Origin of the sequence: Mesorhizobium sp. M4B.F.Ca.ET.058.02.1.1 (assembly GCF_003952505.1) — a bacterium.
In the GTDB taxonomy this organism is placed as follows: Bacteria; Pseudomonadota; Alphaproteobacteria; order Rhizobiales; family Rhizobiaceae; genus Mesorhizobium.
On record NZ_CP034450.1, the window covers coordinates 375,654 to 397,706 of the forward strand.

Below are 22,053 nucleotides of genomic sequence, written 5' to 3' on the forward strand. Positions count from 1 at the left end.
ATCATGACCGCAGTCAACGATCGCGCCCGGTTTCTGATCATCGACGACCATCCGCTGTTCCGCGAGGCGCTGCACAGCGCCGTGCAGATGGCCTATCCGGACGTCGATACGGTCGAGGCGCGCTCGATCGCCGAGGCGCTCGACCTGCTGGCCGGCCCGAAGCCGTTCGACCTCGCGCTGCTCGACCTCAGCATGCCCGACGTTCACGGGTTCGACGGGCTGCTGCAGCTCAGGACCCGCCATCCGCGCCTGCCGGTGGTGATCGTCTCGGGCTATGAGGAGCCGCGCATCATTTCCGAGGCGCTGTCCTACGGCGCGGCCGGCTTCATCCCGAAATCGGCGCGTAAGAGCGATCTCGCCGCCGCCATCCGCTCGGTGATGGATGGCGCGATCTATGTGCCGGAGACCTATGAGATCCAGGCGCCCGACGCCGACAGCGTCGACCGCGCCGACATGGTGCAGCGCCTGGCGCGGCTGACGCCGCAGCAACTGAGGGTCCTCCAGATGCTGCGCCAGGGTATGCTCAACAAGCAGATCGCCTATGAGCTGCAGGTCGGCGAGACCACGGTGAAGGCGCATGTCTCCGAAATCCTGCGCAAGCTCAACGTCTACAGCCGTACGCAAGCGGTGATCGAGGTGTCGAAGCTCGACAATGCGGAGCTGTTTCGGGATCAGGCGGGGTTTTGAGGTTTGCAATCACCCTGCAGGTGATAACGCCGAGCGAGCACGAAAAAGTGCACTGTCACCGTAATTCATTTCCGACAGACCCACAGGCCCCTAAAACGATATCGACGAAACGACTGCTCTCACTTCATCCAGTTCTTCATTCATAATCTCGCTTTCTTCGCCAAGGCCGACATAGGTCACGAAAGCAAAATCGTTCCCATTCGACAAGTACCAAGCAGACAACGTTTCATCTGCTTTCCGATACAATACGCCAACACTCATTGTGCTTGCGAATTTCTCCTCCGAAATATGATTGGTGTCTATGAGGTTGTTGTGGCAAAATTCGATCATGAACGATCTAAGAACATCGAAACCCGCGTTTGGTTTTTCCCCGCTCCGATATTTGGCGATAGAGAATTGAAGAGCGCCGACACCCGATGCCTTGGCTAAGGTAGGGGGCCACGCTCCAGGAACGTCGTCGGTTATGTCTTCCCATCCGGCAGCCAGGTCGAATGTGATGCCATGGAATTGTACTATCATTGCGATTTCTGGATCACTCCTGAGCTACTTGCTTAAGCTCGCGGCCATCGACAAAAAGTTGGACAATTCCTCCATCCGGGGGCCACAGGGACAGATATTTTCCGCTTTCCTCGATTTCGATGCGATTGGCAGAAGCGGATTCGGCGAAGAATCGGAATTCCACTTCTACTGTGGGATCGATCAGGTACTGGCGCGCCCAAGGCTCTACGACGATCCGGATCGCCCTATCTGTGTTGTTTCTGTAGACGATGGTTTGGTTGAGAGGCATCTGCAAGGACAGCCCTAAGCCAACAAATGCGCCAGCAGCGCCCGAAGCTGCGCCGGCTTCAGCGGCTTGCGCATCAGCTCGATGCCGGCGGAGCGGGCGGCCTTGGCGACAGGTTCCGAGCCGTCGGCGGTGACGATCAGCGCCGGCACCGGGCGGCCGAGATAGTCGCGGACCTCGGCGATGGTCGCGGTGCCGAGGTCGCCGCCGTCGAGATGCTGGTCGGCAATGACGATGTCGGGCACCCAGTCGGTGTCGCCGAGGAGATCGAGCGCATCGTCGGTCGAGGTCGCGGCGCGCACCTGGCACTGCCAGCGTTCGAGCAGGAAGGTCATCGCCTGCAGTACGTCGGCATCGTTCTCGACCAGCAAAACCTTGGTGCCGAACAGGCCGTAGCCGCGCGGCCGCTCCAGATCCGCCGTGCTGACGATCGCGTCGGCCGCGGCCCCCATGCCGACCGGAACGTCGATGTGGAAGATGGTGCCACGGCCGAGCTTCGACGAGAACGTCACGGGATGGCCGAGCGCCGCCGCCATGCGGCGTACGATGGCGAGGCCCAGTCCCAGCCCGCCGCCGGAAAGCCCGGTGTCGGTGAGCGCCGTGCTACCACGATGGAACTCCTCGAACACCGCCTCGCGCTGGTCGTCGGCGATGCCGCAGCCGGTGTCGGCGACGTCTATGCGGATGATATCGCCGCGATGCCTGGTGCCGACCAGCACGCCGCCGGAGCGGGTATAGCGCAGCGCATTGGACAGGATGTTCTGCAGGATGCGGCGCAACAGCGTGCGGTCGGAGCGCACCAGGACATGGACCGGCCGGAATTTCAGCGACAAGCCCTTCTTCTCCGCCTCCGGCAGGAAGTCCGAACGCAGCGAGGAAAACAGCGCCTCCAGGCTGACATCGCCGATCTCGGGCTGCACCACGCCGGCGTCGAGCTTGGAGATATCGAGCAGCGTGCGCAGTAGGTCCTCCATGGTCTCCAGCGAGCGCTCGACCTGGCGCACAAGCTTCTTGCCTTCCTCGCTGGTCTGCACTTCGGCCAGCGCCGAGACGGAGAGATGGGCGGCGTTCAGCGGCTGCAGCACGTCGTGGCTGGCGGCGGCCAGGAACCTGGTCTTGGAAAGGTTCGCCAGCTCGGCGGTTTCCTTGGCGGCGATGAGGTCGATGTTGGTCTGCTCGAGCCGGCGCAGGGTTGAGTGCAGCTCCTCGGTGCGGTTGCGCACCCGGTTCTCCAGCGAGATCGCGGTCTGGAACAGCGAGAAGGCATTGCCCTGCTGGTCCATCGAGCGCTCGACGCGGCTGACGAGGGCGGCGTTGATCTTCTTCAGCTTTTCGAGGTCGTTGATATCCCGGAGCGGCATGGGGCGGCCCGCGCGCTATTCGGCGGCCAGGCGATCGCCGAAGGCGATGCCGGTGAAGGTCTGGTTGAGGTGCATCGAGCGGTACTGTTCGCCGTAGGTGCCAAAACCGATGACGTTGTTGACGCGGTAGAGTTCGGAAATATCCCTGAACACCTGGCGGTTGCGCGCGTCGAGCCGCCGCAGCACGCAGTCGAAGCCGAGGATCATGTCGATGCCGCCCAGCCGCTCCCGGACGTCGCTGAGCGCGGCGCGCGTCGCCTCCACCATGTTCTTCGGCTGGGCGATGGAGAGCACGACGCCGTCGTCGATGGCGCAGAAGAAGGAGAGCGAGCCGTCGGCATGCATCCTCTGGATCGAGCGGCAGTAATATTCGCCGCGCACCTTCACCACCACCGGATGCGAGGCGAAGCTCAGCGGCGTCAGCGTATGCGGCAGGATCCCCACCGAGGCGGCATATTCCTCGGCGGCGTTGACGGCGTTGAATTCGCGCACGATGCGGTGATCGGGGTCGGAAGCGGTCACCACCAGCTTCTCGTCGGTGGGGATGAAATTGTCGGTCTTGAAGACGTGGAAGGGGATTTCGGTGGCGATCAGCATGATGATGGCGCTGTCGGAGGTGACCTTGCCGTTCGAGATCAGCGTGGTGGTCTCGAATTTGAGATCGTCGCCCGCCGAGCCGCCGATCAGCGGAATGCCGTCGAGCCCCCAATGGATGGCCGACGTCACTGCCTCCTCGGCATAGGACAGCCCGTCGATGAAGCAGAGCGCGAAGGTATCCTTGGCCCGTTCGTGCCCGACGCGGCCGCGCAGCGAGCGCCTGAGCGCCGCCACCTCGCCGGTGATCCTGTCCATGCCCGAGGAAGAGAGATTGTCGACCATGATGCTGGCCGTCGCGAACGAGGCGGAAGGCAGGAGCAGGGCAAGGATGTGGCCTTCCTCGAGGCCTTGCGGCGTGATTTCGCCTGCGGTCGAGCAGCCGGCATAGGCAAGCGCCGGCGCATGCTCCGTCAGCGCTTCCGACAGCACCCCCGCATCGACCAGGCTTTGGGAGAAGAACAGCAGCGCGAAGCCGGCGTCGATCGCCGCGGATTCCGCCGCGACCGCACGGGCAAAGGCGCCGGCGTCGGGCTCATCCGTGGTGAGCGCCGAGAGGCCGCATGCATAGCGCGTGCGCGAACTGGCCAGCTGCCTTCTCCTGCGTTTTCCTCCGACGTGTTTTTGTGCGCGTCGGGCGCGCGGCGTCGAAGGCATTGTTGTCTTCAAGGGGAGGCTTTGGCAATGGGCCGCCCCCCTCCGGCGTGACCGAAAGTACAATATGCGCCGTTTCGGGCGAACTGCATTCTCGCGCCGTGGAGGGGCTCGGTGTACTTTTTCCCGCATTTCTGTGCGGCATCAAGCAAACAGCCGGCGCGCCGGGAGGAAACGGCGCCAGGACACCAAGGCAAAAAATACCCAGGGAGGTTTCATGTCGGACATATCGTTGACGGTGAACGGCAAACGGGTCAGCGGCGCCGTCGAGGACCGCACGCTTCTGGTTCATTTCCTGCGGGAGGTTCTCGGCCTCACCGGGACGCATGTCGGCTGCGACACATCGCAATGCGGCGCCTGCATAGTGCATCTCGATGGCAGGGCGGTGAAGTCCTGCTCGATGCTGGCGGCGCAGGCCGCGGGGTCGAGCGTGGTGACGATCGAGGGGCTCGCCAACGGCGCCGACCTGCACCCGGTGCAGGCCGCGTTCAAGGAGCATCACGGTCTGCAATGCGGCTTCTGCACGCCGGGCATGATCATGACGGCGACCGACATGATCGCGCGCCATCCGGAAGGCCTCGACGAGGCCACGGTGCGCGCCGAGCTCGAAGGCAATATCTGCCGCTGCACCGGCTACCACAACATCGTGAAGGCGATCCTCGCCGCCTCGAAGGCGATGTCGAAGGGCGCCAAGGGCAAGGCGAAACAAGCTGCTTGATAGGGGAGTAAGGGAGTAGGGCAGTAAGGGAGTAGGTGAGTACGCCGTACCGAACCCGCTGCCGATTTCCCTACTGCCTTACTCCCTTACTGACCTACTCCCCTAAATTCCGGAGGAATTGCTAATGGGCATTGAAGGTGTTGGCGCCCGGGTGGCGCGCAAGGAAGACAAGCGGTTCATCACCGGCGCCGGCCGCTATGTCGACGACATGGTGGTTCCCGGCATGAAGCATGCCGCGTTCGTGCGCAGCCCGCACGCGCATGCGCAGATAAAGAAGATCGACGTCAAGAAGGCGCAAGCCATGCCGGGCGTCATCGGCGTCCTGACCGGCAAGGAGCTCAAGGCCGACGGCATCGGCAACCTCATCTGCGGCTGGATGATCCATTCCAAGGACGGCACGCCGATGAAGATGGGCGCATGGTCGCCGCTGGCCGTCGACAAGGTCCGCTATGTCGGCGATGCGGTCGTCATCGTGGTGGCCGAAACCAAGGGCCAGGCGCGAGACGCGGCCGAAGCTGTCGAGATCAGCTACAAGGAACTGAAGGCGGTGGTCGACGCGACCAAGGCGCTGGAGAAAGGCGCGTCGCAGATCCATACCGAAGCCGAGAACAACCTGATCTTCGACTGGGAGATCGGCGACGCCAAGGCGGTCGACGCGGCGATCAAGGGCGCGGCGCACGTCACCCGCATGAAGATCGTCAACAACCGGCTGGTGCCCAACGCGATGGAGCCCAGGGCAGCGCTTGGCCACTACGACAAGGCCGAGGATCACTACACCTGCTGGACGACATCGCAGAACCCGCATGTCGCGCGGCTGGTGATGAGCGCCTTCTACAACATCGCGCCGGAGAACAAATTGCGCGTCATCGCCCCCGATGTCGGCGGCGGCTTCGGCTCGAAGATCTACATCTACCCGGAAGAGATCGTCTGCCTGTGGGCCTCGAAGAAGACCGGCGTGCCGGTGAAATGGGTCGCCGACCGCACCGAGAGCTTCCTTTCGGATGCGCATGGCCGCGACCATGTCTCGACGGTGGAGATGGCCTTCGACAGGAACAACCGCATCACCGGCCTCAAGGTCGACACGATCGCCAATCTTGGCGCCTACATGTCGCTGTTCTCGTCCTGCGTGCCGACCTATCTCTATGCCACGCTGTTGTCGGGCCAGTACGACATCCCGGCGATCCACGCCAACGTTCGCACCGTCTACACCAACACGGCGCCCGTCGATGCCTATCGCGGGGCAGGGCGGCCGGAAGCGACCTATCTGCTGGAGCGCACGATGGAGACCGCCGCGCGCGAGCTCGGCGTGTCGCCGGCGGAGCTTCGACGCGCGAACTTCATCACATCCTTCCCGCACCAGACACCGGTGATCATGAACTATGACGCCGGCGACTATGGAGCCTCGCTCGACGCGGCGATGAAGGCATCGGACTATGTGGGCTTTGCCAAGCGTAAGGCCGCAGCCGCCAAGCAAGGCAAGCTGCGCGGCATCGGCATGAGCTGCTATATCGAGGCCTGCGGCATCGCGCCGTCGGCGGCGGTCGGCTCGCTCGGCGCCGGCGTCGGCCTGTGGGAATCAGCCGAGGTGCGCGTCAACGCCGTCGGCACGATTGAGGTGCTGACCGGCTCGCACAGCCATGGCCAGGGCCATGAGACGACCTTCGCGCAACTGGTCAACCAGCGCTTCGGGGTGCCGATCGACAGCGTGTCGATCGTCCATGGCGACACCGACAAGGTGCAGATGGGCATGGGCACCTACGGCTCGCGCTCGGGCGCAGTCGGCATGTCGGCGATCTCCAAGGCGCTCGACAAGGTCGAGGCCAAGGCGAAGAAGATCGCCGCGCATCTGCTCGAGGCCGACGAGAGCGACATCGTCATCGAAAACGGCGCGTTGAAGGTCGCCGGTACCGACAAGAACGTGCCGTGGTTCCAGATGGCGCTCGCCGCCTACACCGCCCACAATCTGCCGGCAGGCATGGAACCGGGCCTCAAGGAGACGGCGTTCTACGATCCGGCCAATTTCACCTTCCCGGCCGGCTGCTACATTTGCGAGGTCGAGATCGATCCGGAGACCGGGTCGACCGAGATCGTCCAGTTCGTGGCCGCCGACGATTTCGGCAACATCATCAACCCGATGATCGTCGAGGGCCAGGTGCATGGCGGCATCGCCCAGGGCGTCGGCCAGGCGCTGCTGGAAGGCGCCTACTACGACGCCAGCGGTCAATTGCTGACGGCGAGTTATATGGATTATACGATGCCCCGCGCGGACGACCTGCCGTCGTTCAAGGTCTCGACCTCGAACACGCCCTGCCCGAGCAATCCGCTGGGCATCAAGGGCTGCGGCGAGGCCGGTGCCATCGGCTCACCGCCGGCAGTGATCAATGCCATCACCGACGCCATCGGCATCGCCGACATCGCCATGCCGGCATCGCCCTCCACGGTGTGGACCGCGATCCGTTCGAAGACCAAGCACTGAGGGAGGGAGCAAGCATGTATTCGGTCAACTATCACCGCGCCGCCTCGGTTGCCGAGGCCGCCAAGCTGCTGAAGAACGGCGATGCCAAGCTCCTGTCGGGCGGCATGACGCTGATCCCCGCCATGAAGACGCGGCTCGCCGCGCCCTCCGACCTCGTCGACGTGTCGCGGCTGAAGGACCTTCAGGGCGTCAAGGTGTCGGGCAAGACGGTGACCATCGGCGCCGCCACCACGCACCATGATGTCGCCAATGACGAGAAGCTGAGGAAGGCCTGCCCGGCGCTCGCCCATTTGGCCTCGCTGATCGGCGACCCGGCCGTGCGCCACAGAGGCACCATCGGCGGTTCGATCGCCAACAACGATCCGGCGGCCGACTATCCGGCGGCACTGCTGGCGCTGGGGGCCACGATCGTGACCAACAAACGCGAGATCGCCGCCGACAAGTTCTTCAAGGGCCTGTTCGAGACGGCGCTGAAGGATGGCGAGATCATCACGGCGGTGAGCTTCACCGCGCCGGCCAAGGCGGCCTACGAAAAGTTCCGCAACCCGGCCTCGCGCTATGCGATCGTCGGCGTGTTCGTGGCCAAGGGCAAGGACGGGGTCCGTGCCGCCGTTACCGGCGCCGGCGACGATGGCGTGTTCCGCTCGAAGGAGATTGAGGCGGCGCTGGCGAAGAACTTCGCGGCTGCGGCTCTCGATGGCGTGAAGGTGCCGGCGAAGAACCTGATGAGCGACATCCACGCTTCGGCGGAGTACCGGGCCAATCTAATCGCGGTCATGGCCAAGCGCGCTGTTGCCGCCGCCGGCTGACACTTGCCATCACGTGAATAGAGAAGGGGCCGTTATGGCCCCCTTTTCGCCGCCGTCGCTGGGCCTGGATCAGGCTGCCTGGCGATTTTTCCGTCCGGACAGATAGCGGCGCAGGCCGGCTTCGCCACGCGGCGTCGTCCAGCGGTGGTTCCAGGCAAAGGCCTGCCTCAGCAGTGGCGCCAGAAACTTCAGGATCGGCCTCAGCACCGTGACCTGCCAGATCAGGTTGACCCGGGTGCCATTCCCCGAGGGCGACAGCTCCGCCCGCCACAGACCGTCGAAATCGCCAAAGGTCTTGACCACCACAAGCCGGCCGGGTTCGAGCTCGGCCGCCTCGATGATGAAGTTCAGTTCGTAGGGCAGGGCGCCGCGGGCGCGGGCCCTGGCCCGCGAGCCGACCACGCCCTTGCCCTTCTTGTCGAGCGGCACGACCTCCTTGTAGACGTCGCCCCACCAGAGCGGAAGCAACTCGGCGTCGGACAGCACATCCCACACTTCCTGCGGCGTCGCTTCTGGAATGTCCCAGCGCTCGTCGAAGCGGAAGACGTTGCTTGGCATCACGGTTCGCCCCCAGTGGCGGAGACGATCACTTTAGCGACGGCTTGTTTCATGCGCCAGTGCCGCTCGCCGGCGCTCAGGCGAGTTGTCGGAGGTAGTAGCGCACGGCCTTCTTGCCGCCATGGATGACCGCGTCGCCGACCTCGGCGAATCCCAGCGCCGCATGAAAGGCGTCCGAAGCCGGATTGGGCGGATCGGCATTCACCTCGCAGGTGACGATCGCTTGGCCGGAGCGCGCGACATACTCGAACAGATCCTCGTAGAGCCGGCGGGCATGGCCAAGGCCGCGCGCCGCTGCGGCGACGACGACCCGGTCGACATAGACGAAGCGCGGGTAGCGTTCGCGGAACCAGAGGAAGTTCGGGCTGTCGTAGTCGGCGTCCTGGTCGAAGGTCATGATGAAGGCCTCGAGCGCGCCAATGCGGCGCGCATAAAACGCCTCTCCGAGCAGGAAGGAGAGCCGCTCGGCTTCAAGCCAGGACAGTTCCGCCGCATGCTCGTTGTTGAGCGCGAGGATGGCGGGCTCATCTTCGGGCGAAACGCGGTCGATCGGCGAGCGTCCTTCGGTCATCGCATCTTCCCCGGGGTCAGGCCCTGACGGCCGCGATGGTCGCCGCCACCAATGCCCCGTCGGTCACCGTGGTTCGGTATTCGCGGTCGAGATCGCTGCCGCCCATGCCGACGCGCGGGTTGCGGTAGCGCATGGCGCTCGGCACATCGGCAAGTGCCGCGAAATGCATTTCCTTCAGCCCGGTCCTGGCGAGCACCTCGGCGATATTGTCGGGATCGAGCCCGCCGCAGCCGAGGATGATGATGCGCTCGCCAGCCTGGCGGACGAGCGCGGCCAGAAGCTCGGCGCCCTCCAGTGCCGAGTCGCGCTGGCCGCTGGTCAGCACGCGGCCGACCTTGCAGCGGACCAGTGCCTCGAGTGCCTCGGCCGGGTCGCGCGTCATGTCGAAGGCGCGGTGGCAGGTGACGTTGAGCGCGCCAGCCGCACGCGCCAGTTCACCCATGCGGGTCTCGTCGATGGTGCCGTCGGCGTTCAGGCAGCCGACGACGACGCCGGCGACGCAGAGGTCGGCAAGCGCGCTGACATCGGCGAGCATCGAACGGTATTCGGCCTCGCTATAGAGGAAATCGCCGCCGCGCGGCCTGACGATGACGTGGAACGGAATGGTGGCAAGCTCGAGCGCCGCGCGCACAGTGCCGAGGCTCGGCGTGATGCCGCCTTCGACCAGGCTGGCGCAGAGTTCGACCCGGTCGGCGCCGGCGGCCTGCGCGGCAAGCAGCCCGTCAATGCCTTCGACACAGAGCTCGATCAGGGTTGGCTGAGAATTCTTGGTCAAGATGCGGTCCGTCCGTATTTTCGGCGACAGCCCTAGCATCGGGTCCGCTGCCGTGAAAGCGGCAATGATCGGTCCAGCAGGCGGCGGGCGGCCTGCATTCGACAAGGTATGCTTGACAATTCAATAACTGAGGAGTTATGAGTTAATTCATAGCCGACGGGTTATTTATCGGGTGCGGCGGGAAAGGCGTCGCCCAGCCCGCCGCTCGGCGAAACAAGGAACCCTGGAGAAGCCAGGAACTCCGGATGCTCGGCACCCGGGGCTTGTAATAACACGCCCGAAGGAGACCATTGTGCAAGCACGACTGAAAAACCCCGTAATGCTCATTCCCGGCGCACTGCAGGCATTGCTGGCCCTGGACAAGTCGACCGAGGCGGCCGACGTGCCGTATGTGACGCGCAAGCTCGTCCACCTGCGCGCCAGCCAGATCAATGGCTGCAGCGTCTGCGTCGATATGCACGCGCGTGAGTTGAAGAAGGCCGGCGAGAAGGACGAGCGCATCTTTGCCGTCTCCGCCTGGCGGCGGACGCCTTACTTCAGCGAGCCGGAACGCGCCGCGCTTGCGCTGGCGGAAGCCACGACCCGGCTGAGCGACCGGGCCGACCCGGTGCCGGATCCGATCTGGGACGAAGCTGCCCGGCACTATGATGAAAAGCAACTGGCCGCACTGGTGGTGCAGATCGCCCTGATCAACGCCTTCAACCGCCTCAACGCCGCCACCGAGCAACCTGTCGGCGCGTGGGGGTGAGGGCGATTACTGGCGCAGCACCGTGTTCTTGGCGCCTTGCTCGACCTGGTCGATGACCAGCAGCTTCACCGGACTGTCGCCGATATTGGTGGCCTGGTGCCACTGGCCGATCATCTCGACGATGAAATCGCCGGTCTTGTAGGTGTTGCTGTTGCCGGTCTCGACATTGGTCACCTTGAGCGTCCCGGCCTCGACATAGGCGTAGCGCGGAAACGGATGCTTGTGGACCGGCAAGGTCGCGCCGACGGCGATCTCGAAGGTCGAAACGATGACCTCGACATTCTTCTGCGGCAGCGTGATCGGCTGGCCGGACGCCGTTTCCGTGCGATCGGCGAGCGGGGTCACGACGACAGGGTTTGCGCCGCTGTCCAGAGCGTTGGCGGCGGTTGCGGACAGCGCGACGGTCAGCAGCGCCGATGCCAGGACGTTTCGCATGATTCCTCCTCGGGTCTGGCAGACCATGGCGCGACGTGCGTGCGGGCGCAAGATTCGATGACAGTCCGCGCGCCACATCAGCATGACTGACGGCACGGGCTGTCGTGGCCGCAGCGGTGAGGAGTGCGAAAATGCGAGAATTGCGCGTCAGCCGCCGCTTCGGCTCATTCTGAGAGCCCTTCAACGCTTCATGAGGTCACGGTTGGACCGGATCTCGTGGCCGTACGAGCCGCTCGGCAGGTCAGCGGCCGCCTGCCGGAAGCTGTCTTCTATCCGTGTTGTGTAACGGCCTTCATTCTCCAGCCTGTCCCACAGGACAAAGCAGACTGCCAAGGCGATCACAATGAGCACCGGTCGCATCGGAAAATCTCCCTGAAGAGCTCCCGACAAAGCGCCTTGCATGATGATCCTGGTTTGGTCGAAATACAAGCGATTGCTAATATATAATGCCAACGCCTGCCGCACGCCTCTCAAATGGAGCGGCGGAATTTGTGACGAGCAGGTTACCGCGCTAGCCGGCGATGGCCATGCCAATGGCAATTCCCAGCCCGATGGCGATACCCATCAGGAGCTTGCCGGCGAGGTTGAGCGCGATAGCGCGGCCAACGGCGCGCACGTTGCTGCGGGGCTGTGCCACAGCCCTGGTCAGGTCGTCGAAAGTCGCTTCCACGGTTGCCACCCTGCGATCTTTTGAGGGTAGCCTAAATCATATCTCGGGTTATGTGAATCCCCATTTTGCTCTATGGCGGCGGCAAGCCACCGGCTGGCGCCACGAGGTGCATCTCCGCCCAGGACAGGCCCAGCCGCAACACCCGTTCAGCGCCCGCTCAGCGCCCGCTCAGGCGGCGCGCGGTGGCCGGCCCGGGCCCGCGCATATAGTGGAGTTCCGGCCGGTAGCGTGGCGCGACGAACTCGCGAAAGGCCAATGCCAAGCGGGTGAGGGCCATGCCCAGGGCCGTGACCAGGACCATCGTGGGAAGGCCGAACAGAAGTTTGTGCGACATCATTGTCCCAACCTCATATGCCGGTGTCGATAGGAACAGCGTCTTTGCGCCGGCATGCCTGAAGCTGTGGCAGCAAGAACCGTGCCACGCCTGCCCGGCGCGCGATTTGCCGCCTGAACCGAGGCGCGCAGGCGTCTCATAATGGGTCATTTGCTGCTGGCACCACAATTGCAACGTCAGCAGTGCCGGGTGTTGGGACCGGCACTTGGGGCGCAGGGGTGCCTCGCCGCTCCGCGAATGGAGCGGCGAGGTCGCTGCTTCGTTGTCATCGCTCTCGGTCGTACTCGCTGGTCATCGCCGAGCGGCAATCGGAGTGCTCACCGCTTCTCCCGAGGTCGCCAGCTATCCCGCAGGAAGCACGCCGCACGCGAGCCAACGCCGATCGATTCCGCGTGCAACTCGGCGCCTGGCGAAGTCGAATTGCGCAAATATGCCGTGGATCGGCCGTCTTCGGCCAATCCTGAAAACTCTGCAAATCTTGAAATTGTTGGCTCCCCGGGCCGGATTCGAACCAGCGACCAACCGGTTAACAGCCGGTTGCTCTACCACTGAGCTACCGGGGAACAGAGGCTCTTGTGTAAGTGGCGCTGCCTATAGCAAACCCGTTTCGGCTTTGCAAAGAAGCATTTCACATTTTTTTCCGCCATTTTGTGCATGGCAGTTTCTGGCAATCGCCGGCCGGGCTCCTCATATGAGCAATTCCGCAGGGAACGTGAGCGGGAAAAGGCCGTTCTGGCTATTGCTGGCCGATGACTCTATTCATGGAAACCAGGCACGACATGACTGCAGCAGGCGACAACGCACCGGCGCGGAAAATCACGGTCTTCGGCCGTGAATTCACCATGCCGCGCTCGCGCGGGCTCAGGATCGCCATCGGCGTCGTGCTGATTCTGGGCGGCATTCTCGGCTTCCTGCCCATCCTGGGCTTCTGGATGATCCCGATCGGATTGCTGGTGCTCTCCTATGAATTCGCCATGGTGCGCCGGCACCGGCGCCGCATCGTGGTATGGTGGGAACGCCGGCGTCGTCCGGATTGACTTGTCGGCCGGCGGCCACGGGCGCGCTGATGGAAACCGATCGGAAACGGTGTCCAGTTGTCCAATGAGGGAAAGCGCCGGGATTAACGCGCGGGCGCTTGACGGCATTTCACCGCCAACATATTGAGTTCGCTCGGAACGCCGGGAGCAACGAGGCCTCGTGGCGGAGTGGTTACGCAGAGGACTGCAAATCCTTGCACCCCGGTTCGATTCCGGGCGAGGCCTCCAGTTGCCGGCCCCCAATGGGGCAGGGGTTCCGGTTGGATTGAACCGCGGTCGAGGTGCGGCAAGCGGGATTTGTTGGGCGGACTGGTAGGAAAATGAGCGCTGATTTCTCCGAACGCCGCGTCAAGATGGTCGATGGCCAGGTCCGCACCACCGACGTGACCAGCGCGCCGCTGATCGAGGCCATGCTGTCGGTGCCGCGTGAGGCCTTTGTCGGCGACGGACAGCGCGATCTAGCCTATATCGATGAGGACATCCGCATTTCCAGCGGCGCCAACGGCAGCGGCGCGCGCTATCTGATGGAACCGTCTCCCCTCGCCAAGCTCCTGCAACTGGCTGAGATCGGCGCCGGTGATTCGGTGCTGGATGTCGGTTGCGGCACCGGCTATTCGGCGGCTCTTCTGTCGAGGCTGGCCCGCTCTGTCGTTGCACTGGAAAGCGATTCGGTGCTGGCGGACGGCGCTCGATCGGCGCTCGCGGCGCTGGCCTGCGACAATGTGACAGTGATCACCGGGCCGCTCCCGCAGGGTCATGCCTCCAAGGCGCCCTACGACGTCATCTTCATCGGCGGAAGCGTCGAGGAAGTGCCGGCCGCTTTGCTCGACCAGCTTGCGGAGGAGGGCCGACTCGTTGCCGTGGAAGGTCAGGGCAATTCCGGCGTGGCCCGGCTGTTTTTCAAGGCAGGGGGGTTGTAACGGGAAGACGGGCATTCAATGCGGCAATAAAGCCACTACCCGGATTTGAACGTACCCACGCATTTGAATTCTGAGCGGTTTTGCCTTGCAGTGAAGGCGCTGTCGTGATCGCTTGTGTTTGAACAATCGTTGCTGATCGCATAAACCGGGCATTTCGGGGCAGTCAGCGGGGGAACGATAGAAGCGCGGCGCCGGCTGTTCAGAGATGAGTGGCTGTCGTGGCGCGGTTCCCATGCAAAACGAATGAGGGATATTACGTGCCGTCCGTAAGCAAGACTGTTCTAGCCGCCTTCCTGGCCTCCGCGACCACCCTTTCGCCGCTGGCCGCCTCCGCGGAAAGCATCACCGGAGCGCTCGCAAAGGCCTACCAGAACAATTCCACACTGAATTCCGCCCGGGCCGGGGTGCGGGTCACCGACGAGGGCGTGGCCATCGCCAAGTCCGGCTGGCGCCCGACCGTCACCGGTTCCGGCAGCATCGACTACTCGAGCAGCCATCTCAACGGCACGAACCAGAGCGTGCGGCTGACCACCGGCAATTTCGGCGTCCAGATCGACCAGACGCTGTTCGACGGCTTTCAGACCAAGAACAATGTCGCGGCCGCGGAAGCCCAGGTGAGGGCCTCGGTCGAAAGTCTGCGCAACACCGAGGAGAACATCCTGTTCAACGCGGCGAGCGCCTATATGGACGTGATTCGCGACCGCCAGGTCGCTGTGCTCACCGAACAGAATCTGCAGTTCCTGACCGAGCAGGCGCGCGCCGCGCGTTCGCGATTCGAGGTCGGCGAGGGCACAAGAACCGACGTCGCCCAGGCTGATGCCTCGCGCTCGACGGCGGTGGCGCAGCTCAGCGCCGCCCGCGCCCAGGCGCTGGCCAGCGCGGCGACCTATCACCAGATCGTTGGCGACGAGCCCGGCAAGCTCAAGGCCGCGGCGCCGCTGGCCAAGCTGTTGCCGTCCAGCCTCGACGGCGCGATCGCGATTGCCGCCACCGAACATCCCGCCATCCTCGCGACGGAGCATCTGGTCGATGCCGCGGCATTCTCGGTCAAATCCCAGGAGGGCGCGCTGCTGCCGCAGCTTTCCGCCAATGCCGGTGTTTCCAGCGCTTACCGCAACACCGTTCCCGGCGTGCTGAGCACGTCCGACGGCACGACGAATTCGGCCAGCATCGGCGCGACGCTGACCATTCCGATCTATTCGGGCGGCCGTACCTCGGCGCTGGTGCGCCAGAGGAAAGAATCGCTGAGCCAGGCCCGGATCGAGGTCGATGTCAGCCGCGACACCGTGCGCCAGGCGGTGACGTCGGCCTGGACGCAATACACCGCCGCGCAGCAAAGCGTCGCCGCCAACAGGCAAGTCATCGCCGCCGCGCAACTGGCGCTCAACGGCGTCATCGAGGAGCGCAATGTCGGCCAGCGCACCACGCTCGACGTGTTGAACGCGCAGAACGCCGTCATCAGCGCCAAGATCAACCTTGCCAGTTCCGAGCGCGACGTGGTGGTGGCGAGCTATGCCATCCTGTCCGCGATCGGTCGCCTTTCGGTCGATCGTCTCGCCCTGAACGTGACGAAGTACAAGCCCGAAGAGCACTACAAGGCCGTCAAGGACAAGTGGTACGGGCTGCGCACGCCGGACGGCCGCTGACCGCTGCGTGTTGCCAGGTTCAAGAGCGCCGCGCGTCCGGGGATGCGCGGCGCTTTTGCTTTAGGCGGCTGTCCCAATGTCGCAGCGACCAGCTCCAGCCGTAGATGCGCTGATCGGCCTGTGTCGCCTAATCTGTTGAAATCCCACATCTCCCCAGATTGGGGATTCTCGGACGACGATCCGTCGGTTACCCTGTCGCCATGATTCGAATCCGGCCTTGCCGGAGCGGAAATCTGGAATGAGTCACAAGGGCGGCGGATGTGACAATGGCGACGGCAAGCAGCGCGCAGCGCGAACCCTCCATGGAAGAGATACTGGCTTCCATCCGGAGGATCATTGAGGACAGCGACACCGGCCGCAAACAGGCGGGGGACGCGAACGAATTGCGCCAGGATCTCCAGCCCGCGCCGACCGCCGCGCCGGCAAATGACGTGGATGCCTTCCGCGCCGAGCTCAATGCGGAGGTCCGCAAGCCCGCCTCCCTGGCCGAGGTTCAGGCACAGCTGGCGGCAGAGCCGACCGCCGCCCGCGTGGAAACGCCATCGCGCACGGATGCGGCCGCGGCCGTTGCGGCCAAGGCGCCGGTGACACTCGCGGAGGTGAGTGCAAGGATCGCCGCCGAACCGGCACTGGCTCAGCCGGCGGGATTTGCGGAAACCAGCGACACGATCGTCGCCGACTGGCAGCGCGAGATCGCCGCTGTCGGTGAAACGGCGAAGGCGGGTGCCGCGAGGCCGGAAAGGGTCGAGCCGAGCGCCCCGGATGTTGTGCCGGACGTTGCGATTGCCGAGGACGAGCTGGCGGATGAGGCCGCCTATGAACCGGCTGTTTCGCGCGTCGCTGCGGCGCCACCGCCCGAGGCGCCGCCCGCCCGCACGGCGATCCTTTCCGAGCATGTCGGCCGCCAGGTCGCCGCTGCCTTTGGCGAGCTTTCCGATGCCTTCGCCAGCCGCAGCAAGAAGACCTTCGACGAGATGGCCGAGGACATGCTGCGGCCGATGCTGCAGGATTGGCTGGACAACAACCTGCCGACGCTGGTCGAGCGCCTGGTACGCGAGGAAATCGAGCGCGTGGCGCGCGGCGCGCAATAGTTCCGTCGATAAGGTCAAACAAATGAAAGCGCCGCCTCAGGCGGCGCTTTTTTTGGCCGTGGCTCGGTCGGCTGACCTGGATGGCCAGGATCAGCGGTCAAGGACCGGCCCTTCAAAGCCATATACCGCCGTTATTCTCGGCTGATGCGCCGACGACTGACTTACAGCTATCGACTGCGGGCAACCCGGCCGCCGATCGCTATCGTGACCTGACGGGGGTTACAATTCACCATACTTTCTGGCACTTGCATGTCCGCCGCTCCGACTACGGCCCCGACTGTCAGGCATGTGGAAAGCCGTACCGCACATCAAGGGCAAAGTTCTGCGCCGAATGCGGGCATGGCCTGGCGTTGAAATGACCGGGGCGAAGCCTATTTGCCGCTGAAGGATCAAGGCAGCCCTGCGGTTGACTTGGCCAAAACCTTCCGATTTACACCGGGTCAGCAAACTCCCGACAGCGCGGACCGTTTTCCCATGCTCGAAAAAACCTACGACGCCAAAACCGTCGAGCCGAAGATCGCCAAAATCTGGGAAGTGGCCGATGCCTTCCGCGCCGGTGCCGGCGCGGAGGAGGGGGCGGAGGCCTTCACCATCGTTATCCCGCCGCCGAACGTCACCGGCTCGCTGCATATGGGCCATGCGCTCAACAACACGCTGCAGGACATTTTGGTGCGCTTCGAGCGCATGCGCGGCAAGAACGTGCTGTGGCAGCCTGGCATGGACCATGCCGGCATCGCCACGCAAATGGTGGTCGAGCGCCAGCTGATGGAAAAGCAGATCCATCGCCGCGACCTGGCTCGCGAGGAGTTCATCGAGAAGGTCTGGGAGTGGAAGGCCGAATCCGGCGGTGCGATCTTCAACCAGCTGAAGCGGCTCGGCGCCTCGGCCGATTGGTCGCGCGAACGCTTCACCATGGACGAGGGCCTGTCCAGGGCGGTTCTGGAAGTGTTCGTGACGCTCTACAAGGAAGGGCTGATCTACAAGGACAAGCGCCTTGTGAACTGGGACCCGAAGCTGCTCACCGCGATCTCCGATCTCGAAGTCGAGCAGCATGAGGTCAACGGCAATCTCTGGCATTTCCGCTATCCGGTCGAGGGCGCGGCGTTCGACCCGGAAGACCCCAGGACGTTCATCACGGTCGCGACGACGCGTCCCGAGACGATGCTTGGCGATACGGCGGTGGCGGTGCACCCGGACGACGAGCGCTTCCGGCACCTGGTCGGCAAGAACGTCATCCTGCCGATCGTCGGCCGCAGGATTCCCGTCGTGGCGGACGAATATTCCGATCCGGAAAAGGGCTCGGGCGCGGTCAAGATCACGCCGGCGCACGACTTCAACGACTTCGAGGTGGGCAAGCGCCACAAGCTGCCGGCGATCAACATCCTCACCGTCGAGGCGGCGATCAACCTCAAGGACAATGAGGATTTCCTGGCCGGTCTCGAGGGGACGCCAGAACGCCAGGCCGTATGGGACGAACTCAACGGCCTCGACCGTTTCGTCGCGCGCAAGAAGATCGTCGAGCTGATGGAGGCCGGTGGCTTCCTCGACAAGATCGAGCCGCACCGCCACACCGTGCCGCATGGCGACCGCGGTGGCGTGCCGATCGAGCCGTTCCTGACCGACCAGTGGTATGTCAACGCGGCCGAGCTGGCGAAGCCCGCGATCGCCTCGGTTCGCGAGGGCCGTACCAATTTCGTGCCGAAGAATTGGGAAAAGACCTATTACGACTGGATGGAGAACATCCAGCCCTGGTGCATCTCGCGCCAGCTGTGGTGGGGCCATCAGATCCCGGCCTGGTACGGGCCGGATGGACGCGTCTTTGTCGAGAAGACCGAGGAAGAGGCGCTCGCCGCGGCGATCGAATACTATCTGGCGCTGGAGGGGCCGTGGAAGGCCTGGGTCGAGGACAAGCTCGAGAATTTCAAGCCGGGCGAGATCCTGACCCGCGACGAGGACGTGCTGGACACCTGGTTCTCTTCCGCGCTTTGGCCGTTCTCGACGCTGGGCTGGCCGGACCAGACGCCGGAGCTCAAGACCTACTATCAGACCGACGTTCTGGTCACCGGCTTCGACATCATCTTCTTCTGGGTCGCCCGCATGATGATGATGGGCCTGCATTTCATGGACGAGGAGCCGTTCCACACGGTCTATGTCCATGCGCTGGTGCGCGACAAGAACGGGCAGAAGATGTCGAAGTCGAAAGGCAACGTCATCGATCCGCTCGAGCTCATCGACGAATACGGCGCCGACGCGCTGCGCTTCACGCTTGCGGTGATGGCCGCGCAGGGGCGCGATGTGAAGCTCGATCCGGCGCGCATCGCCGGCTACCGCAATTTCGGCACCAAGCTCTGGAACGCGACACGCTTCGCCGAGATGAACGAGGTGGCGCGCAACGACGATTTCCGGCTGAACGACGCCAAGCTCGCGGTCAACCGCTGGATCCTCACCGAGCTGACGCGGGCGGCGCGTGAAATCACCGACGGCATTTCCTCATACCGCTTCAACGACGCGGCGGGTGCCGCCTACCGGTTCGTCTGGAATCTGTTCTGCGACTGGTACCTGGAACTCCTGAAGCCTGTATTCATGGGCACGGACGAGGCGGCCAAGGCTGAGAGCCGAGCTTGCGTCGCCTTCGTGCTCGACGAGATCTACAAGCTGTTGCATCCGATGATGCCGTTCATGACCGAGGAGTTGTGGGCGCAGACCGCCGGCGAGGGCCAGGAGCGCGCTTCGCTGCTTTGCCACGCCGCCTGGCCGTCGCCGGACTTCGAGGACGCGGACGCGGCCGCCGACATCAACTGGCTGGTCGATCTCGTCTCCGGCATCCGCTCGGTGCGCTCGGAAATGAACGTGCCGCCGGCGGCGATCGCGCCGCTGATGGTGATCGGCGCCAACACGCTGACGCAAGAGCGGCTGGAGCGCCACGCCCAGGCCATCAAGCGGCTGGCGCGCGTCGGCGACATCGCGCTGGTCGACGCGCCGCCGAAGGGCTCGGCGCAGATGGTGCTCAACGAGGCGACGGTGTGCCTGCCGCTCGGCAGCCTGATCGACCTCGCGGCGGAAGCGGCGCGGCTGCAGAAGGAACTGGCCAAGGTGACCGAGGAGATCGCCCGCCTGCACAAGAAGCTGTCGAACGAGAAATTCGTCGCCAACGCGCCGGAAGAAGTGGTCGAGGCCGAGCGTGAAAAACTCGACGAATACCGCGAGGCGCAAGAGAAGCTTTCGGTGGCGTTGACCCGGGTGCGCGACGCCGGCTGAAGTCAAGATTCGCCTCTACTAGCAGGCAGGTTTCCGGTAGGTTAATTGCCTCGAAAACGGCCATGCCGTTGCGTTAATTTTGACGTAAACGGAAAGTTTTAGCCCCATTGTTGCCATAATGTAACAATGGGGCCAAATAGCCCCGAAAGGCCTTGTTTTTGAGCTTTTTGTGACAGGTTTCACAGATTTTTTCCGCCGAGTTGCCCCGGCAAAGCCATTTTTCGGCTAGGCGGCGGCATAGGCCGATAGGCCCGAAAGGAAGCCGGCCAAGGTGTACATGTACGCCTCCTGAATTCATTGTTGCGCCGTTAACCCGAATTGGTTCTAGCTTGATCCACTAGTATTTCGGGGAGGATATCCATGAACAATTTGCGTTTGAAAGCACTGCTGGGGGCGGGGTGCTTTTCGCTGGCCGCGATCGGTTCCGCGCATGCCGGCGGCCTGGAACGCGGCGGTTACGACATCGACCTGCTGTTCGATCCAGCGCAGGTCACCGGCGAGGCTTCCGCCACCTATGTGATGCCGCAACGAGACCTGAAGAACGTGGTGGACATCGACCCGACAAATGGGCCGCTTAATTTGTTGGGCGCATCCAACTCCGCCCGCGATACCGAAAGCTACTGGGTGCCAAGTGCCGGCATCAAGATCGGCATGGGCCCTGTCGATTGCCTCGGCGACTACGGCCAACCGATCGGAGCGTTCAGCAATCCCGGCGCCAATTGGGCCGGTGCGAACGGCAATATCATAACCAAGGTAAAGAGCGAAGCGCTGGGCGCAACCTGCTCGTACAAGATGGACCTTGGCAAAGGTCAGTTTCGGGTTCTTGGCGGCGTATTTCACGAGGATGTTTCGGGCTTCAAGGAGCAGTTGGTTGCTCCTCTCCCGGCATTCTTGGGCACGGGCGTAGGACGCCTCGATCTCGAGGGAGATGGCTGGGGATGGCGTGCCGGTGTCGCCTATGAGATTCCGGAAATCGCTCTGCGCGCCAGCCTGGTCTACAATTCGGCGGTGAAGCTCGACAACCTCGCCGGAACGCTCGACCTGACCCAGGTTTCCAGCATCATCGATCCGACAAATCCGCTGCTAGGTACCGTAACCAATGTCTATGGCTCCTCTGAAGTGCCGGACTCGGTGGAACTGAAGCTGCAGTCTGGTATCGCGCCAGGATGGCTGGCCTTCGGCTCCATCAAGTGGATGAACTGGAGCCAATTGCAGAGCATTCCGTTCTGCCCGACTGCGACGAAGGGCGTGTTTGCCTGCACCACCACCAGCGTGGTTCGCGCGACGTCATTGGATCTGCTCTACAGGGACGGATGGACTGTCTCCGGCGGCATCGGCCACAAGTTCAACGATCAGTGGAGCGGTGCGGCAGTTCTTACCTGGGATCGTGGTACCACCACCGGCCTCAGCGCCCAGACCGACACCTGGACCATCAGCGGCGGCGTGGCGTACACGCCGACCCAGAACATCGAGCTCCGTTTCGGTGGCGCGCTGGGCGTGCTCACCAGCGGGTCGATACATCCTGTCGTCGGCAGCGACGGCGTCACCTACGGCACCGACTATACCGCCGACTTCGGCAACGACCTTGTTTCCGCCGTCTCCACCTCGTTTAAGGTGAAGTGGTAAGCCCTTCAAACTGAACACAAAAGGCCGGGCATTGCCCGGCCTTTTTCGTTGGTGCCGTCAGGCGTGCGGGCGTCGCCGTAGCCGCACCAATCTCGCCGCGGTGCAGATTCGCCGCACATCCCGCGCCCCTCACAATTGTGACGTTTTAGCAACACTTTATGAACAACCCCAGCGCTACAGTTCCGGCCAGGGGGATTGCCCATTTCCCGCCATAAACCCGGCGCACCTCGAAATGGTCTCGGGACACGCGCCAAAAGGCTCGGCGATGGGGCAGGCCGCACCGCCCGCGGCAAGGACGAGT

Annotated in this window: 21 protein-coding genes, 2 tRNA genes and 1 pseudogene; 12 read left to right on the forward strand and 12 right to left on the reverse strand. The window is 63.7% G+C overall.

What is annotated here, in order from left to right:
* Positions 1-3 precede the first annotated feature (3 nt).
* Complete coding sequence (locus EJ073_RS01810; protein ID WP_126054169.1) at positions 4-687, forward strand: response regulator transcription factor; 684 nt, start codon at positions 4-6, stop codon at positions 685-687.
* Positions 688-777: 90 nt separating this feature from the next.
* On the opposite strand, the gene EJ073_RS01815 is transcribed toward EJ073_RS01810, so the two are convergent.
* From EJ073_RS01815 to EJ073_RS01830, 4 genes are read right to left on the reverse strand one after another with little or no spacing between them, the layout of a single operon-like run.
* Positions 778-1,206, reverse strand: coding sequence for a hypothetical protein (locus EJ073_RS01815; RefSeq protein ID WP_126054170.1), 429 nt, complete (start codon positions 1,204-1,206; stop codon positions 778-780).
* A 13-nt stretch (positions 1,207-1,219) separates the two neighbouring features.
* On the reverse strand, positions 1,220-1,480 hold the full coding sequence (locus tag EJ073_RS01820) for a hypothetical protein (RefSeq protein WP_126054171.1): 261 nt from the start codon (positions 1,478-1,480) through the stop codon (positions 1,220-1,222).
* 8 nt (positions 1,481-1,488) lie between these two features.
* Positions 1,489-2,832 (reverse strand): hybrid sensor histidine kinase/response regulator, encoded by a 1,344-nt coding sequence (locus EJ073_RS01825; RefSeq protein ID WP_126054172.1) that lies wholly within the window; start codon positions 2,830-2,832, stop codon positions 1,489-1,491.
* 15 nt (positions 2,833-2,847) lie between these two features.
* Positions 2,848-4,083, reverse strand: coding sequence for an FIST signal transduction protein (locus tag EJ073_RS01830; protein WP_126054173.1), 1,236 nt, complete (start codon positions 4,081-4,083; stop codon positions 2,848-2,850).
* 214 nt (positions 4,084-4,297) lie between these two features.
* Between EJ073_RS01830 and EJ073_RS01835 the strand changes: the two genes are divergently transcribed.
* From EJ073_RS01835 to EJ073_RS01845, 3 genes are all read left to right on the forward strand, one after another.
* Positions 4,298-4,798 (forward strand): (2Fe-2S)-binding protein, encoded by a 501-nt coding sequence (locus EJ073_RS01835; RefSeq protein WP_126054174.1) that lies wholly within the window; start codon positions 4,298-4,300, stop codon positions 4,796-4,798.
* Between the two features lie 124 nt (positions 4,799-4,922).
* Entirely contained in the window at positions 4,923-7,274 is a 2,352-nt protein-coding gene (locus tag EJ073_RS01840) for a xanthine dehydrogenase family protein molybdopterin-binding subunit (RefSeq protein WP_126054175.1), read from the forward strand.
* 14 nt (positions 7,275-7,288) lie between these two features.
* Positions 7,289-8,083, forward strand: a complete 795-nt coding sequence (locus EJ073_RS01845) for a xanthine dehydrogenase family protein subunit M (protein WP_126054176.1) — start codon at positions 7,289-7,291, stop codon at positions 8,081-8,083.
* Between the two features lie 69 nt (positions 8,084-8,152).
* On the opposite strand, the gene EJ073_RS01850 is transcribed toward EJ073_RS01845, so the two are convergent.
* From EJ073_RS01850 to EJ073_RS01860, 3 genes are all read right to left on the reverse strand, one after another.
* Entirely contained in the window at positions 8,153-8,641 is a 489-nt protein-coding gene (locus EJ073_RS01850) for an SRPBCC family protein (RefSeq protein WP_126054177.1), read from the reverse strand.
* A 76-nt stretch (positions 8,642-8,717) separates the two neighbouring features.
* The gene (locus tag EJ073_RS01855) at positions 8,718-9,212 is read right to left on the reverse strand and encodes a GNAT family N-acetyltransferase (RefSeq protein WP_126054178.1); all 495 of its coding nucleotides are present in this window, start codon (positions 9,210-9,212) and stop codon (positions 8,718-8,720) included.
* A gap of 16 nt (positions 9,213-9,228) precedes the next feature.
* Positions 9,229-9,987, reverse strand: coding sequence for a copper homeostasis protein CutC (locus EJ073_RS01860; RefSeq protein ID WP_245455451.1), 759 nt, complete (start codon positions 9,985-9,987; stop codon positions 9,229-9,231).
* Between the two features lie 292 nt (positions 9,988-10,279).
* On the opposite strand from EJ073_RS01860, the gene EJ073_RS01865 reads away from it, so the two are divergent.
* Entirely contained in the window at positions 10,280-10,735 is a 456-nt protein-coding gene (locus tag EJ073_RS01865; protein WP_126054180.1) for a carboxymuconolactone decarboxylase family protein, read from the forward strand.
* Between the two features lie 6 nt (positions 10,736-10,741).
* On the opposite strand, the gene EJ073_RS01870 is transcribed toward EJ073_RS01865, so the two are convergent.
* The 5 genes from EJ073_RS01870 to EJ073_RS01885 all read right to left on the reverse strand — a co-directional run bounded on the left by EJ073_RS01870 (position 10,742) and on the right by EJ073_RS01885 (position 12,737).
* On the reverse strand, positions 10,742-11,170 hold the full coding sequence (locus EJ073_RS01870) for a cupin domain-containing protein (RefSeq protein WP_126054181.1): 429 nt from the start codon (positions 11,168-11,170) through the stop codon (positions 10,742-10,744).
* Between the two features lie 180 nt (positions 11,171-11,350).
* Complete coding sequence (locus EJ073_RS01875) at positions 11,351-11,530, reverse strand: hypothetical protein (protein ID WP_126054182.1); 180 nt, start codon at positions 11,528-11,530, stop codon at positions 11,351-11,353.
* Positions 11,531-11,681: 151 nt separating this feature from the next.
* Positions 11,682-11,840: a hypothetical protein gene (locus EJ073_RS31375; protein WP_189347342.1), complete on the reverse strand. Its 159-nt coding sequence runs from the start codon at positions 11,838-11,840 to the stop codon at positions 11,682-11,684.
* 157 nt (positions 11,841-11,997) lie between these two features.
* The gene (locus EJ073_RS01880; RefSeq protein WP_126054183.1) at positions 11,998-12,177 is read right to left on the reverse strand and encodes a hypothetical protein; all 180 of its coding nucleotides are present in this window, start codon (positions 12,175-12,177) and stop codon (positions 11,998-12,000) included.
* 485 nt (positions 12,178-12,662) lie between these two features.
* A tRNA-Asn gene (locus EJ073_RS01885) sits at positions 12,663-12,737 on the reverse strand.
* Positions 12,738-12,953: 216 nt separating this feature from the next.
* Here EJ073_RS01885 and EJ073_RS01890 point away from each other — a divergent pair.
* The 7 genes and pseudogenes from EJ073_RS01890 (at position 12,954) to EJ073_RS01920 (ending at position 21,752) form a co-directional block, all read left to right on the forward strand.
* Positions 12,954-13,211 (forward strand): hypothetical protein, encoded by a 258-nt coding sequence (locus EJ073_RS01890; protein ID WP_126054184.1) that lies wholly within the window; start codon positions 12,954-12,956, stop codon positions 13,209-13,211.
* 154 nt (positions 13,212-13,365) lie between these two features.
* A tRNA-Cys gene (locus EJ073_RS01895) sits at positions 13,366-13,439 on the forward strand.
* 92 nt (positions 13,440-13,531) lie between these two features.
* Positions 13,532-14,205, forward strand: a pseudogene (locus tag EJ073_RS01900) (protein-L-isoaspartate O-methyltransferase).
* A 183-nt stretch (positions 14,206-14,388) separates the two neighbouring features.
* Positions 14,389-15,777 (forward strand): TolC family outer membrane protein, encoded by a 1,389-nt coding sequence (locus EJ073_RS01905; protein WP_126054185.1) that lies wholly within the window; start codon positions 14,389-14,391, stop codon positions 15,775-15,777.
* Between the two features lie 266 nt (positions 15,778-16,043).
* A complete protein-coding gene (locus EJ073_RS01910; protein WP_126054186.1) occupies positions 16,044-16,868 on the forward strand; it encodes a PopZ family protein in 825 nt (274 codons plus the stop codon).
* A 474-nt stretch (positions 16,869-17,342) separates the two neighbouring features.
* On the forward strand, positions 17,343-20,126 hold the full coding sequence (locus EJ073_RS01915) for a valine--tRNA ligase (protein ID WP_126054187.1): 2,784 nt from the start codon (positions 17,343-17,345) through the stop codon (positions 20,124-20,126).
* A 360-nt stretch (positions 20,127-20,486) separates the two neighbouring features.
* Positions 20,487-21,752: an OmpP1/FadL family transporter gene (locus EJ073_RS01920; RefSeq protein ID WP_126054188.1), complete on the forward strand. Its 1,266-nt coding sequence runs from the start codon at positions 20,487-20,489 to the stop codon at positions 21,750-21,752.
* Positions 21,753-22,053: the final 301 nt, after the last annotated feature.